Here is a 13,176-nt window from a genome sequence, read left to right as displayed (position 1 = left end):
GGAGAGATCACCCGGGCTGTGCTCGTGCTTCAACTCCGCGAGGCAGGATGAAAAACGCTCAGTGCGAACCCGCGCTCGCCCAGACAGCGCACGCCCCGTTGGAGCGTGTTGAGGGTGCGGTTGTCCAGGGCCAGCGGTGGCCCGTCACTCGGCTGCTTGACGGGGGTGATGATGCCGATGCCAGCACCCTGGTATCCCAGATCGGCCAGCGTTGGGCAGGCCTTGGGCCGCCCAGGCGTAGAGCGCGCCAAGCACGTGGGCACGGGCCGCGGGCAGATCATTCACTGATCCGGGCTCGACGTGGCTGATGAACACGGGAAACCCGTCCGGTTCCATGACGCCTTGGACGTTGCCTCCGTGGTGGTGGGCCTTTCCCGAATACCAGAGGTCGATGCTCTGGCCCCTGACGCTGGTCGTCTTCTCCGAACAGCGGTCGGTCGGGATCACCATGCCGTCGAGCACGAGGTGGGACACACCCGTGTCGTGGGCGTTGTTCAGTGCGTGGTGCAGGTCCGGGGCCTGGGCGGCCAGGACGTCGGTGGCTTCGTCGATGTAGCGGTAGCTGGTGGAGCGGCCGATGCCGTGGTCGCGGGCCAAGGTGGCGGGGTCGGTTCCGTCGCGGAAGTGGCGCAGGGCCAGCACTGCCTGGTGGAAGCAGGTCAGGGCACGGGTTCCCTTGCGGGTGCCGCGTAGCCTGCGTTCGGTGGCCAGGAGGTGGGAGAGGAAGAGAACGGCTTCCCTGGGGACGTCGAGGATGGCACGATAGGTGACCACGTGGAGCCTTTCACGGTAGCCCGGCAAGATTCGACACCTCGCCTTCTACCTGGGGCTCCACGTCTATGTCTGCGGAACGGACGTTCCTCCTCTCAGGTTCGGTTTGCCGTTTTCATCCAGCTTCAAAGTCGTTGGGATCACCTCAGTGGGAAGCGCAAGCCTGTGTACGGCAAGACGCAGGCAAAAGCGCGCGCGAAGCTCAAGGAGCTCCAGGCGAAGATCGATTCCGGAAAACCCATCATCACCGGCAAGGGCGTCACCCTGGAACGGTGGCTCACCAAGGAGTGGGTCGCCAAGATCCTGCCCGCGCGGGTGAAGGCCGAGAAGATCTCGCAGAACACGATGAACTCGTATGCGGACAACGTCCGGCTGCACATCGTCCCCCACCTCGGTCAGCACGAGATCGGCAAGCTCGCGCCCGCGCACCTGCGCACCTGGTTGAAGGAGCTGGAGACCAAGCCGTCCGGGCGCCAGAAGAAGCCCACCAAGGACAACCCCAACCCGCCCGTGGTGACCCTGTTCTCCCGCGCCCAGGCCTACGCGCACACCGTCCTGCGGATCGCCCTCAACGACGCGATGCGCGAGGAGATCGTCACCCGCAACGTCGCCACGCTCGTCGACCCCCCTTCGGGCAAGTCCTCGCGCGGCCGGGCGCTCACCCAGGAGGAGATCGACGCGGTCTTCGCCGAGGCTGCTGAGGACCGGTACGCCACGGTGTGGGTCACCATCCTCGTGCTGGGCCTTCGCCGCGGGGAAGCCCTCGCGCTGCGCTGGTCGCTGATCGATCTCGACGAGGGCCTGGCGGCCGTCGGCCCCTCCCTGCAACGTGTGCGCGACGCGGCCCCGGGCGAGGACGGGCGCCGGCGCGGCCGTCTGGAAGTCGTGAGGGGCAAGACGGAGAAGTCCGAGGCGACCATCCCCGTGCCGCCGGTCGTGGTCGACGCGCTTAAGGCGCACCGCGAAGCCCAGAAGGCCGAACGCGAGGACGCCGAGGTGTGGGTGGACGAGGACCTGGTGTTCGCCAGCGGCATCGGCACCCCGATCGAGCCGCGGAACCTGAACCGGGCGTGGACGGCGCTGTGCAAGCGGGCTGGGGTGGAGGATGCCCGGATCCACGATCTTCGGCACACGGCCGCCACGTGGCTGTACGAGGAGGGGGTGGAGCTCAAGGACATCCAGCACGCGCTGCGGCACTCGCGTTTGCAGACGACCTCGGAGGTGTACACCCACTTCACGAAGAAGACGCAGGCGCGCACGGCGACGGTGATGGCGGTGCCCTCAAGCGACTGAAGTCGTCGAAGCCGGACCCGGGCGCGGCTGCGGATTCCCCCGCCACATAGGCGTTGTGGCCTATGGCGACCCGTGGCGAACCATCACGGTTGCTACACCCGTTGCTACACCTGAGGCGCTACACTGGCCGGATGAGGCAGCACAAAAGAAAGCGCCCCGACCGCTTTCGCAGGTCAAGGGCACTTTCTCCACTGTCTCAAGGTGGCGCACTCGGGAGGACTCGAACCCCCAACCTTCTGATCCGTAGTCAGATGCTCTATCCATTGAGCTACGAGTGCAGGTCTTCAGTTGTGTGTCGCCCGGTTGGCGGTGCCTCCCTGGCGACGTCTCCGACTCTATCACGGTGTCGGGAGGGCTTCGTGCACTTTTCCGGTGTGACCCGCGACATGGGGGCGTTGCCCCGCCCGGCTCCCGACTCAGCCCCGCTCGTCGGGTTCCGGGGCCAGCGACCGTCCGGCGGCGAGCGCCCGGTCGATCAACTCGTCCCGGGCCTGTTTGGCCGCCACCGCGCCCAGCGCCTCGTCGCGCAGCGCGTTCACGTCGCCGCCGTCGGACGAGGCCCGGGCGCTCAACTCGGCGATTCGTTCCTCACGGGCCTCGGCCCGCTCGATCTGTTCCCACTCGGTGTGCGCCCGCAGTGCCTCCCCGACCGTCGTGCCGTACTCCATGATCGGCCGCACCTGAGCCGAGAGCTCCGCGAAGGCGGCTTCCTGTCGCGCCTCCTGCCCGACCAGCAGCGTTCGCACCCGATCTGAGGCGGTGGCGGCCAGTTCGTCCCGGTGTTCGGCGCGCAGACGTTGGTACCGGTACAGGGTCGATGCGATCCGCCACTCCTCGGCCCGCAGGATCTCCAGCGGCCGCGTGGCCTCGAACGAGGCGCCGAGCCGGTCCCGTGCCTCCTCCACGGCGTCGATCGTGCTCTGGACGACCAGGATCAGCTCGGCGCCGGGCCGGTCGAAGTCGTCCGGAACGAGGTAGTGCCGTGTGTGGGTCACGGCCAGCCGCTGGGGGCGGGTCCAGCCGAAGGCCACCCACAGGGGAACCGCGGCGTACACCGCGGGCTGGAGGTGCCAGACGAGGAGGAACAGCCGCTCCGGCAGGAGGCCGTAGGCGGTCCAGGCCGCCACCGTCGTCGGGATCACCGACAGGCAGAACACCGTCCACAGCGTCCGGCCGCGGGACCTGCGCAGCCAGGCGGGGAGCAGCGAGCTCGGAGCCGTGCGGACCGCGCCGAGCCCGGTGACCCCCACCAGCACGGACTGGGCCAGGACCCCGGGGAGGTAGAGGAACGGGGAGGAGAACAGCAGCGGTTCCCCGCCGGGCACGGCGCTGACCCCGACCAGCCAGAGGGTGTTGAGCGACGCGACCGCGAGACCGCCCACGAGCAGCCGCAGACGGGCCCCGGACCACGGGCGGGACGCCTCCGCCTCGGGAGGCAGGACGGACGGGTCCCGCCTCAGCCGTGCGCTGAGGCGGGACGGGAGCGCCGGGTCGAACACCGGCCTGAGACCGAGGGGACGCTCCGACGGGGGTTTGTCGCTCTTCCGGTGCCTGGCCATCCCTCACCTCCGGATACCCGGGGGCCCGTGCGGTGCCCCCGGGTACTCCGACGTAGGGGGCCGACACCCGGTTGCGGTCAGCCGCGGGTCGCCTCCTCCACGGAGGCCGCCCACAGGGAGACCGCCGTGTCGACCTGTTCGCCGTTGACCACCAGCGGGGGGATCATCCGGACGACGTTCCCGGCCGGGCCGCACGTCAGCAGGAGCAGCCCGTTCCCGGCGGCGGCCTGCTGGGCGCGCAGGGCGGTGGCCCCGTCGGGCGACCCGTCGGGCGCGGTGAACTCGTTGGCCAGCATCAGGCCGCGTCCGCGCACGTCACCGATGACCGGGTGGGCCCCCGCGACCTTCTCCAGGCCCTCCCGCAGCCGCTCACCCATCCGCGCCGCGTTCTCCACCAGGCCCTCCTCCTGGATCACGTCCAGAGTGGCGATCGCCGCCGCGCACGAGACCGCGTTGCCGCCGTAGGTGCCGCCCTGCGACCCCGGCCACGCCTTGGCCATGATCGACTCCGGCGCCGCGATCGCCGACAGCGGGAAGCCGCTCGCCAGCCCCTTGGCGGTGATGACGATGTCCGGCCGCACCCCCGAGGGCTCGTGGCCCCAGAAGGTGCCGGTCCGACCGAAACCGGTCTGCACCTCGTCCAGGACCAGCAGGAACCCGTGCTGGTCGGCGCGTTCGCGCAGCCCCTGGAGGAAGGCGTCCGGTGCGGGCAGGTAACCCCCCTCGCCCAGCACCGGCTCGATGAACACCGCCGCGGTGTCCTTCGGGGAACTCACCGTGGCCAACTGGTAGTCGAACTCCCGCAGCGCGTGGGCGACCGCCTCCTCCTCGGTCATCCCCAGGCGGTAGGCGTACGGGAACGGACTGACCACGACCCCGGGCGCGAGCGGGCCGATCCCCGCGCGGATCTTCACTCCGGAGGTGGTCAGCGACGCCGCACCCATCGTCCGCCCGTGGAAGGACCCCTGGAAGACGATCGCGTTCTGCCGCCCGGTCGCCTGCCGTGCCAGGCGGAGCGCCGCCTCGACGGCCTCGCTGCCGGAGTTGACGTAGAACAGCCGGTCGACGCCCTCGGGGAGGACGTCTCCGAGCCGCTCGGTGAGTCGCAGCAGCGGCCGGTGCATCACGGTGGTGTACTGGCCGTGGATGAGGGTGGCCACCTGCTCCTGGGCGGCGGCCACCACCCGGGGGTGGCAGTGTCCGGTGCTGGTGACGCCGATGCCCGCGGTGAAGTCGAGATAGCGGCGGTCGTCCTCGTCGTAGATGTAGGCGCCCTCGCCCCGGGCCGCGAGGACCGGGGTCGCCTGCTTGAGGATCGGGGAGAGCTCCGCCATGCGCTGGCCTCAATTCCGTGTTGCGCGTTCCGTAGGATTGTTGACAATCGACAGGGCTATGGAAACATCCGTGCCGGGCGGTGTCCAGAGGGCGCACGCCGGGCAGTTCTGACCACAGGCCGCCCGTCCGGGTCGGTGCGTGAGTGGAGAGTGGGGAACATGTCGGATCAGGAAGCACGGGTCGTCGCACAGGTGGACAAGCGGCTCTTCCTCGGGGGCCAGTGGCGTGACGCCGCGTCCGGGGCCACCTTCGCGGTGGAGGACCCCTCCACGGGGGAGGCGCTGTGCGAGGTCGCCGACGCGGGCAAGGAGGACGCCCTCGCCGCCCTCGACGTCGCCCACCGGACCCAGCGGGAGTGGGCCACGGTCGCCCCCCGCGCCCGCGGTGAGATCCTGCACCGGGGCTACGAGCTCCTGATGGAGCGACAGGAGGACCTGGCCGTCCTCATGACCCTGGAGATGGGCAAACCCCTGCCCGAGGCACGCGGCGAGATCGCCTACGCCGCCGAGTTCCTCCGGTGGTTCTCGGAGGAGGCCGTGCGGATCGAGGGCGGTTTCTCGACCTCGCCGGACGGCAAGTCGCGCTTCCTCATCATGCGGCAGCCCGTCGGCCCCTCCATGCTCATCACGCCCTGGAACTTCCCCATGGCGATGGGCACCCGCAAGATCGGGCCCGCGATCGCGGCCGGGTGCACGGCGATCCTCAAGCCCGCCCACCAGACCCCCCTGTGCGCCCTCGCCCTGGCGGGCATCCTGGCCGAGGCCGGGCTGCCCGAAGGGGTCCTCAGCGTCATCCCCACCACGTCGCCCGGGGCCGTCACCGAGCCCCTGCTGAGCGACGGCCGCATCCGCAAGCTCTCCTTCACCGGCTCCACGGCGGTCGGGCGCAAGCTCCTCGAACAGAGCGCCGGGCAGGTCCTGCGCACCTCCATGGAGCTCGGCGGCAACGCGCCGTTCCTGGTCTTCGACGACGCCGACCTCGACGCCGCCGTGGACGGCGCGATGCTCGCCAAGATGCGCAACATCGGTGAGGCGTGCACCGCCGCCAACCGCATCTACGCCCAGTCCGGGGTGGCCGCCGAGTTCGCCGCCCGGCTCAGCGAGCGGATGGGGGCGCTGCGGATGGGTCGTGGTGTGGACGAGGGCGTGCAGGTCGGTCCGCTGATCGACGACAAGGCCCGCCGGAAGGTCCAGGGGCTCGTGGACGACGCGGTCGGCAGGGGCGCGCGGGTGCTCGTCGGCGGCGGGGCCGCGGCGGGGGCCGGGCACTTCTACCAGCCCACCGTGCTCGCCGACGTACCGATGGACAGTGAGCTCTCCCGCACCGAGATCTTCGGGCCGGTCGCCCCCGTGCTCACCTTCGAGACGGAGCAGGAGGCGTTGGCCGCCGCCAACAACACCGAGTTCGGCCTGGTCAGCTACCTCTACACCCGCGACCTCAACCGGGCGCTCCGGGTCAGCGAGGAGCTGGAGGCGGGGATGGTCGGACTCAACCAGGGCATCGTCTCCAACCCCGCGGCGCCCTTCGGCGGGGTGAAGCACTCCGGGCTGGGCCGCGAGGGCGGCCGCGTGGGCATCGACGAGTTCCTCGACACGAAGTACGTGGGCATCGGCGGGATCTGACCGCGAAGCTCCGCGTTCCGCGGCCTCCGGAGGGACGGGGCCGCGGAACACGGGGGCTGAGGACACAGGGGAAGGGGCCGCACCCGCGGGTGCGGCCCCGAGTGATGGACGGTACGCCCGTTCCGGTCAGGCCTTGATGGCGGTCGCCTCCCGGTCGGCGCCGTGGCCGACGACGATCTTGCGTGCCTTGCTCTTCTCGGCCACCGGGATGCGCAGGGTGAGCACACCGTCGTCGTAGTGCGCGTCGATGTGCTCGGTGTCGAGGGCGTCGCCGAGGAAGACCTGGCGGGTGAACGTGCCGCTCGGGCGCTCGTTCACGATCGGCTCCACGTCGTCGCGGCGCGGGCCGGGGCGCTCGGCCTTGACGGTGAGCACGTTGCGCTCGACCTCCAGGTCGATGCTCTCGGGTGAGATGCCGGGCAGGTCGAAGTGGACCACGAAGTCGTCGCCCTCGCGGTAGGCGTCCATCGGCATGACCGCCGGGCGGCCGTGCTCCAGGAGCCGCTGGGCGAGACGGTCGAACTCACGGAACGAGTCGGTACGCATCAACATCACTCTTCACCTCCAGGCATCGTCGACGTCATCGTCGGTGACTTGATGCGAACACACTCAACTTTATTGATCGTTATTGCATTGTCAAGTCCTGGAGACGCGGAAGCGGGCGGGAACTTTCGAGTTCCCGCCCGCTTCCGCGTACGGTGTTCGGACACGCGCGGCCCCGGCGGCGCTCCGCCCGGGGAGGTCCCTAGACCCCCGCCACCGGAGGCTCCCCGTTGATGCGCTCGACCGTGTCCACCATGTGCGACTCGATCAGGTCGAGCAGCCGCTCCTCGGCCCCGTCGACGATGGCGTCGAGGATGCGCCGGTGCTCGTCGAGGATCTCCTCGGGCTCCGGGTACACGTCCTGCATGACCGTCAGGCACATGCGGGTCTCCACCAGCAGCGTCTGCGCCATCCGCTCCAGGCGGCTGTTGCCCGCACAGCTCACGAGCGTGTGGTGGAAGGCCTGGTCGGCGTCGCTCATCGCGTTCCGGTCCCGGCTCCGCGCGGCCTCGGCCAGCCGGTCCAGCGCGGGGGTGAGGCGGGCCAGCGCCTCTCCCCGGTTCCCCCGCATGATGAGTTCGCACGCGGTGCGCTCCACCGCGAGCCTGGCCACGTAGATGTCCCGTACGTCGTCCGCGGTGAGCTCCCGCACGAACAGGCCCCTGTGCCGTTCGCTGCGCAGGAGCCCCTCCTGGACGAGCCGCTGCATGGCCTCGCGGAGCGGACCGCGGCTCACCCCCAGCTGTCCCGCGAGTTCGGCCTCTCCGAGCTGGTCCCCCGGCGCCAGTGAGCCGTACATGATCGCCGATCTGAGCTGGTCGGCGATCAGTTCGGCGGTGGATCGCCGGGGCACGGGTCTCAGGTGACCTGGGGCGGACATGGGCGGTACTCCTCTCGTCGGGGACGGCGGGGGTCGGGTGCGTCGTCGAGGCTAACGGGCGGCCAGCGCGCTGGTGACCGCGGCGGCGCCGGAACGGAAGAGGGTGCCGGGCCCGGACCGGGCCTCCGTCACCCCCGCCAGCCGCAACCCCTCCCAGATGCTCACCTGGTTGGCGGTGAGCACGGTCTTGCCGATCAGGGCCTCCATCGGTTCGATGAGGTCGGCGCTGTGCAGCGCGGTGTCGGGGACCAGGATGGCCTCGGCCCGCGGGTGGTCGTTGGAGATGACGAAGTCCAGGACCTCGTCCGGATCGAGGTCGCCGACCTCGGCGGCGGTGACGATCCCGTGGCTGGCCAGGGAGAGCACCGTGATCCCCGCCTCGCCGAGGAAGTCGACGAAGCGCCGGGAGACGTCCTCCGGGTAGGTCGCGGCGATCGCCACCCGGGTCACCCGCAGCTGCCGGAGCGCGTGCACGAACGCGAAGGAGGTGCTCGACGACGGCACCCCGGCGGCGTTGCGCACCCCCTGCACCTGTTTGCGGGCGCCCTCCCAGCCGAAGACGAAACTGCCGCTGGTGCACGCCCAGACGACCGACTCCACGCGCGTGCGGGACAGTTCCCGCGCCCCCGTCGCCAGGACGTCCTCGCTCCCGACGTCGAGCAGGGCGTCCACCCGGTGGGCGTCCTCGCGCATGAGCGTGTGCACGACGGGAAGCTCGACCCCGCCGCCGAGCATGGCGGCGAACGCCGTGTAGTCGTCTTCGGCACTGTAGCCGGGGTAGAGGAATCCGACCCGGGTCATGGCGCTCCTTCGGTGGGTGTGGCCGGTGGTCACACGGCACTCGGTGCCGTGACGTCGAGCAGGCGCTGGCCCTGGGCGACGGCGTGTCTGTTGGCCGCACGCATCACCGCCCACATGGTCACCTGGTTGGCCGCGATGACCGGCTTGCCCAGTTCGCGCTCCAGCGGCGCGATGATGTCGTAGGTGAGGACGTTGGTGCAGCTGATGTAGACACCCTGGGCGTCGGGGCGGTCCACCGAGTGCACCGCCTGGGAGACCTCGGCGTAGGTGACCCGCCAGATGTGGCTGAGCAGCCCCAGCCCCACGCTGGACGTGACCTCGACGCCGTGCTCGCCCAGGAAGCCCAGGAGCCGGTCGGTCACGCTGTCCACGTACGGCGTGACCACGGCGATCCGGTCGAGCTCCAGCGCGCCGAGCGCCTGGACGAGCGCGCCCGAGGTCGTGACGGCGGCCGGGGCCCCGGCGGCCATCATGGTCCGGTGCAGTCGGCGTTCCCCCTCCGCTCCGTGCACGAAGCTGCCGGAGGCGCAGGCGTATCCGATGGCGAGCGGTTCGGGGGCGAGCAACGCGCGGACCGCGGGGTCGACGTTCTCCTCCATGCTCAGGGCCGCCGCCTGGTCCACCGTGACGGGAACGTGCACGTACGGCAACCGCGTGACGTGCAGCGAGACGTCGTCCGGCGTCCACCGCCAGAGCTCGCGGTCGAGGGCGAAGTCGTAGGGCGCGATGACTCCGACCCCCGACTGCCACGGGGTCAGCTTGGTCGCGGCCAGTTCGACGACCTCGTGCTCGGCGCCGGTGCCCTCAGCTGGTGTGGGTGTTCCATCGGTCCGCATCGGTCACTCACCTCCCGGAAGCGTGTTGTGTTCGTATGCGTGCGTACGGGGGAGCGGGTCGACCGGACCGTGGTCCGGTCAGCGTTCGAGACGCTCGTACAGGAGGCGTTCGCCGACGCTGCCGGAACGCCAGACGTCGTTACAGGCCTCGGCCATGGCGGGCAGGTTCTCCACGACCGTGGCGAACACGTTGCCCGGGACCCAGCCGACGTCGCCGTTGAGCAGCAGGTTGTTGCGCCCGTAGAAGAGGGCGAGGTCGATGACGCCCGGCAGGTGCTCGATGCCCTTGTCCTCCTTGAAGGCACGGTCGAGCATTCCGCCGTCGAAGGAGAAGTAGACGACGTCGCCGGGGATCGGGGTGACGGTGGGGTTCTCCTGGCCGGGCTCGGTCTCGGCGAACCGCGGCACCATGGTGTAGACCTCGTTGCGCGCGTACTTGGCGTGCTGGACGGCGTCTCCCTGGGGGAGCGCGTTCCAGACCGCGTCACAGGTGCGCGGCGCGTCCTTGTCCAGGAGTTCGGCCACGCAGGACACTCCGCGTTTGGCCAGCGTGATGGTCATGTACCTGGGCAATGTGTGGCGTCCCTTCGACGGCGGCGCTCGTGGTCGTGGTGTTGGGGACGAAGGCGCGACAACAGAGTTGTTGATTGTCGACAATCTTATGGTTTACATGTCTCATGCGGCAATAGGTGCGCGCGGGTCGGGTATCCCGACCACCTCGGGGTGGTCGAGAGGTCCTGTTTCACCGGAGAACGACCGCTTTGTGGATTGTTGACAATCCTATGTCGGCTCCCTAGCGTTTCTCGTGCGGGGCGGACCGTCACCACCTCGGACGACCACGTCCTAGCCACGTCGCCAAACGGAGTGCACGCCCGTGAACAGTCCCATCGCACCGCACCGGCCCCGACTCCTCGTCCTGCGCGGGGAGGACCTCCCGCCCGGCCACGAGCGGATCGACGACCACCCCGGCCTCGGCGGGGTCGACTACGTCACCGCCGACGAACTGCCCGCCCGCCTGCCCGGAGCGGACGCCCTCCTGGTCTGGGACCTGTTCTCCGAGGCGCTCGCCTCCGCCTGGCCCAAGGCCGACACGCTGACCTGGGTCCACGCCGCCACGACGGGGGTGGACAACCTGGTCTTCCCCGGCATCGTCGACAGCGACGTCGTGCTCACCAACTCGCGCGGCATCTTCGAGCAGCCCATCGCCGAGTACGTCGTCGGCCAGGTGATCGCCTTCGCCAAGGACTTCCACCACACGTGGGACCTGCAGCGCGCGCACCGCTGGCGGCACCGGGAGACCGAACGGGTGGCGGGGCGGCGGGCCCTGGTCGTGGGTACCGGCCCGATCGGCCGCGCCATCGCCCGCGGCCTCTCCGCGATGGGGCTGGAGGTCCACGCCTCCGGACGCCGCGCGCGTTCGGACGACCCCGACTTCCACTCCGTGGTCGAGTCCAGTCTCGCCGACCGTGGCGCCGACGGCGCCCCCACCCTGGTCTCCGCGCTGCCCGAGGCCGACTACGTGGTCATCGCGGCGCCGCTCACGGACGCCACCCGGGGCCTGGTCGACCGGCGCTTCCTGCGGCTGATGAGGCCGACCGCGCGCCTGCTGAACGTGGCGCGCGGGCCCATCGTCGTCCAGTCCGACCTCGTGTCCGCCCTCCGCGAGGGACGGATCGCGGGGGCCGCCCTGGACGTGTTCGAGGACGAGCCGCTGCCGACCGACTCCCCGCTCTGGGAGCTGCCCGGATCGGTGGTCTCGCCGCACATGTCCGGTGACGTCGTCGGCTGGCGCGACGACCTCGTCGACCTGTTCCTGGACAACCTCGCCCGCTACCTCGACGGGCGCGAACTGCTCAACGTCGTCGACAAGAGCCGCGGCTACGTGCCCGGCTGACCCCTGACCGCGGTGTGACCTGGGAGGCTGAAGTGACGATCCGTACCGATCGGACCGAGATCGACGGAAACGGTGCGGCTGTCGGCGCGAGCCGACCGTCCCCGGAGGTGCCACGCGCGCGCGGCGGCGTGCCCACCAGCCCGGCCGACCTGTCCGCCGAACAACTGCTCGCCGCCTACGCCTCCGGGGAGCTGTCCCCCGTGGAGGCCGTGGACGCGGTCCTGGAGCGCATCGAGCAGGACAACCCGGCGCTCAACGCGTTCTGCCTGGTGCTGCCGGAGGAGGCGCGGGCGGCGGCGGGGGCCTCCGCGGAGCGGTGGCGGAGGGGGGAGCCCGAGGGCGTCCTGGACGGGGTCCCGGCCTCGGTCAAGGACATCCACCTGACCCGCGGCTGGCCCACCCTCCGGGGGTCGGTCACCACCTCCCAGGCCGGGCCCTGGGACGAGGACTCCCCCGTGGTCGCCCGACTGCGCGAGCAGGGCGCCGTGTTCGTCGGCAAGACGACCACGCCGGAACTGGCGTGGAAGGGGGTCACCGACAGCCCCCTCACCGGGGTCACCCGCAACCCGTGGGACCTGTCCACCACCCCCGGCGGCTCCAGCGGGGGAGCGGCCGCGGCCGTTGCGGCCGGGATGGGACCGCTCGCCACCGGGACCGACGGGGGCGGCTCCATCCGCATCCCGGCGAGCTTCAGCGGGGTCTGCGGGATCAAGCCGACGTGGGGCCTGGTCCCGCACTACCCGGCCAGCCCGTTCGGCTCCCTCGCGCACACGGGGCCGCTGACCCGGACCGTCGGCGACATGGCCCTGATGCTGGAGTGCATCACCCGGCCCGACCCCCGTGACTGGGCCGCGCTGGCTCCCCCGGCCCCGGGCCTGGCCGACGTCCGCCTGCGCACCGACGCCGAGGAGCTCGTGCGCGGCATGCGCGTCGCCTACAGCCCCACGTTGGGCGGGCTCGACGTCGACCCGGAGGTGGCGCGGATCGTCGCGGACGCGGTGAAGGCGTTCGAGGAACTCGGCGCGCGGGTGGAGGAGGCCGACCCGGGCCTGCCGCCGTCGGTGGACGAGTTCCACGTGCTCTGGTACTCCGGGGCGGCCAAGGCGACGGAGGCGCTCACGGACCGGGAGCGCGACCTGCTCGATCCGGGGCTGCGGGAGATCGTCGAGGAGGGACTGACCTACTCCGCGCAGGACTACCTGACCGCGATGGCGCTGCGGATGTCCATGGGCGCCCGTATGGGACGCTTCCACACCGAGTACGACCTCCTCCTCACCCCTGCCACCCCGATCGTCGCCTTCGAGGCGGGGCTGGAGTCGCCGCCCGAGCTGGCCGGGCGCCGCTGGACGTCGTGGGCCGGGTTCAGCTACCCGTTCAACATGACGCAGCAGCCCGCCGCGAGCGTGCCGTGCGGCTTCTCCGAGGCGGGTCTGCCGGTCGGCCTCCAGATCGTCGGCCCCCGGCACTCCGACGCCCGGGTCCTGGCCGCCTGCCGTGCGTTCGAGCTGGCCCGCCCCTGGGCGGACCGGAGGCCGTAGCGGCGCCTTCACCGCACGTCACCAGGTGATCCGCTCCCCGAGCCGCGTGAATCGTCCCTTTCCGGGACTTTCGCCCGGGGAGTTTCGTGCCATAGGGCCCGTGC

12 protein-coding genes and 1 tRNA gene are annotated in these 13,176 nt (G+C 70.8%); 4 read left to right on the top strand and 9 right to left on the bottom strand.

The window, feature by feature from the left end; all coding sequences use genetic code 11:
- Positions 1–144 precede the first annotated feature (144 nt).
- The gene (locus tag DVR05_RS05100) at positions 145–774 is read right to left on the bottom strand and encodes a transposase family protein (protein ID WP_232831989.1); all 630 of its coding nucleotides are present in this window, start codon (positions 772–774) and stop codon (positions 145–147) included.
- Positions 775–936: 162 nt separating this feature from the next.
- Between DVR05_RS05100 and DVR05_RS05095 the strand changes: the two genes are divergently transcribed.
- The gene (locus DVR05_RS05095) at positions 937–2,064 is read left to right on the top strand and encodes a site-specific integrase (RefSeq protein WP_116244644.1); all 1,128 of its coding nucleotides are present in this window, start codon (positions 937–939) and stop codon (positions 2,062–2,064) included.
- Between the two features lie 202 nt (positions 2,065–2,266).
- Here DVR05_RS05095 and DVR05_RS05090 read toward each other — a convergent pair.
- From DVR05_RS05090 to DVR05_RS05080, 3 genes are all read right to left on the bottom strand, one after another.
- Positions 2,267–2,342: transfer RNA gene (locus DVR05_RS05090), tRNA-Arg, on the bottom strand.
- A gap of 138 nt (positions 2,343–2,480) precedes the next feature.
- Positions 2,481–3,623 carry a hypothetical protein gene (locus tag DVR05_RS05085; RefSeq protein ID WP_232831988.1) on the bottom strand — a complete coding sequence of 381 codons (1,143 nt, stop codon included), beginning with the start codon at positions 3,621–3,623 and terminating at the stop codon, positions 2,481–2,483.
- Positions 3,624–3,700: 77 nt separating this feature from the next.
- On the bottom strand, positions 3,701–4,957 hold the full coding sequence (locus DVR05_RS05080; protein ID WP_116244643.1) for an aspartate aminotransferase family protein: 1,257 nt from the start codon (positions 4,955–4,957) through the stop codon (positions 3,701–3,703).
- A 159-nt stretch (positions 4,958–5,116) separates the two neighbouring features.
- Between DVR05_RS05080 and DVR05_RS05075 the strand changes: the two genes are divergently transcribed.
- Entirely contained in the window at positions 5,117–6,580 is a 1,464-nt protein-coding gene (locus DVR05_RS05075) for an NAD-dependent succinate-semialdehyde dehydrogenase (RefSeq protein ID WP_116244642.1), read from the top strand.
- A gap of 126 nt (positions 6,581–6,706) precedes the next feature.
- On the opposite strand, the gene DVR05_RS05070 is transcribed toward DVR05_RS05075, so the two are convergent.
- The 5 genes from DVR05_RS05070 to DVR05_RS05050 all read right to left on the bottom strand — a co-directional run bounded on the left by DVR05_RS05070 (position 6,707) and on the right by DVR05_RS05050 (position 10,201).
- Positions 6,707–7,132, bottom strand: coding sequence for an Hsp20/alpha crystallin family protein (locus DVR05_RS05070; RefSeq protein WP_116244641.1), 426 nt, complete (start codon positions 7,130–7,132; stop codon positions 6,707–6,709).
- 193 nt (positions 7,133–7,325) lie between these two features.
- Positions 7,326–8,003 (bottom strand): GntR family transcriptional regulator, encoded by a 678-nt coding sequence (locus tag DVR05_RS05065; RefSeq protein WP_116244640.1) that lies wholly within the window; start codon positions 8,001–8,003, stop codon positions 7,326–7,328.
- A gap of 51 nt (positions 8,004–8,054) precedes the next feature.
- Positions 8,055–8,804 (bottom strand): maleate cis-trans isomerase, encoded by a 750-nt coding sequence (locus DVR05_RS05060; protein ID WP_116244639.1) that lies wholly within the window; start codon positions 8,802–8,804, stop codon positions 8,055–8,057.
- Positions 8,805–8,833: 29 nt separating this feature from the next.
- Positions 8,834–9,640 (bottom strand): Asp/Glu racemase, encoded by an 807-nt coding sequence (locus DVR05_RS05055; RefSeq protein WP_116244638.1) that lies wholly within the window; start codon positions 9,638–9,640, stop codon positions 8,834–8,836.
- Between the two features lie 78 nt (positions 9,641–9,718).
- Positions 9,719–10,201, bottom strand: coding sequence for a DUF3830 family protein (locus DVR05_RS05050; protein WP_116244637.1), 483 nt, complete (start codon positions 10,199–10,201; stop codon positions 9,719–9,721).
- Between the two features lie 313 nt (positions 10,202–10,514).
- On the opposite strand from DVR05_RS05050, the gene DVR05_RS05045 reads away from it, so the two are divergent.
- Positions 10,515–11,534, top strand: a complete 1,020-nt coding sequence (locus tag DVR05_RS05045) for a D-2-hydroxyacid dehydrogenase (RefSeq protein ID WP_116244636.1) — start codon at positions 10,515–10,517, stop codon at positions 11,532–11,534.
- A gap of 32 nt (positions 11,535–11,566) precedes the next feature.
- Entirely contained in the window at positions 11,567–13,072 is a 1,506-nt protein-coding gene (locus tag DVR05_RS05040) for an amidase (RefSeq protein WP_116244635.1), read from the top strand.
- Positions 13,073–13,176: the final 104 nt, after the last annotated feature.

This window comes from Nocardiopsis sp. FIRDI 009 (assembly GCF_003386285.1).
Taxonomy (GTDB): Bacteria; Actinomycetota; Actinomycetes; order Streptosporangiales; family Streptosporangiaceae; genus Nocardiopsis.
Note: the sequence above shows the minus strand (reverse complement) of the source record. Positions and strands in the feature narration are given on the sequence as shown.

What these genes read in the sequence shown, in the direction of transcription:
- DVR05_RS05085 (WP_232831988.1), bottom strand. Translation starts at nt 3,623, where the DNA reads ATGGCCAGGCACCGGAAGAGCGACAAACCCCCGTCGGAGCGTCCCCTC.
- DVR05_RS05060 (WP_116244639.1), bottom strand. Translation starts at nt 8,804, where the DNA reads ATGACCCGGGTCGGATTCCTCTACCCCGGCTACAGTGCCGAAGACGAC.
- DVR05_RS05075 (WP_116244642.1), top strand. Translation starts at nt 5,117, where the DNA reads ATGTCGGATCAGGAAGCACGGGTCGTCGCACAGGTGGACAAGCGGCTC.
- DVR05_RS05070 (WP_116244641.1), bottom strand. Translation starts at nt 7,132, where the DNA reads ATGTTGATGCGTACCGACTCGTTCCGTGAGTTCGACCGTCTCGCCCAG.
- DVR05_RS05055 (WP_116244638.1), bottom strand. Translation starts at nt 9,640, where the DNA reads ATGCGGACCGATGGAACACCCACACCAGCTGAGGGCACCGGCGCCGAG.
- DVR05_RS05065 (WP_116244640.1), bottom strand. Translation starts at nt 8,003, where the DNA reads ATGTCCGCCCCAGGTCACCTGAGACCCGTGCCCCGGCGATCCACCGCC.
- DVR05_RS05050 (WP_116244637.1), bottom strand. Translation starts at nt 10,201, where the DNA reads ATGACCATCACGCTGGCCAAACGCGGAGTGTCCTGCGTGGCCGAACTC.
- DVR05_RS05080 (WP_116244643.1), bottom strand. Translation starts at nt 4,957, where the DNA reads ATGGCGGAGCTCTCCCCGATCCTCAAGCAGGCGACCCCGGTCCTCGCG.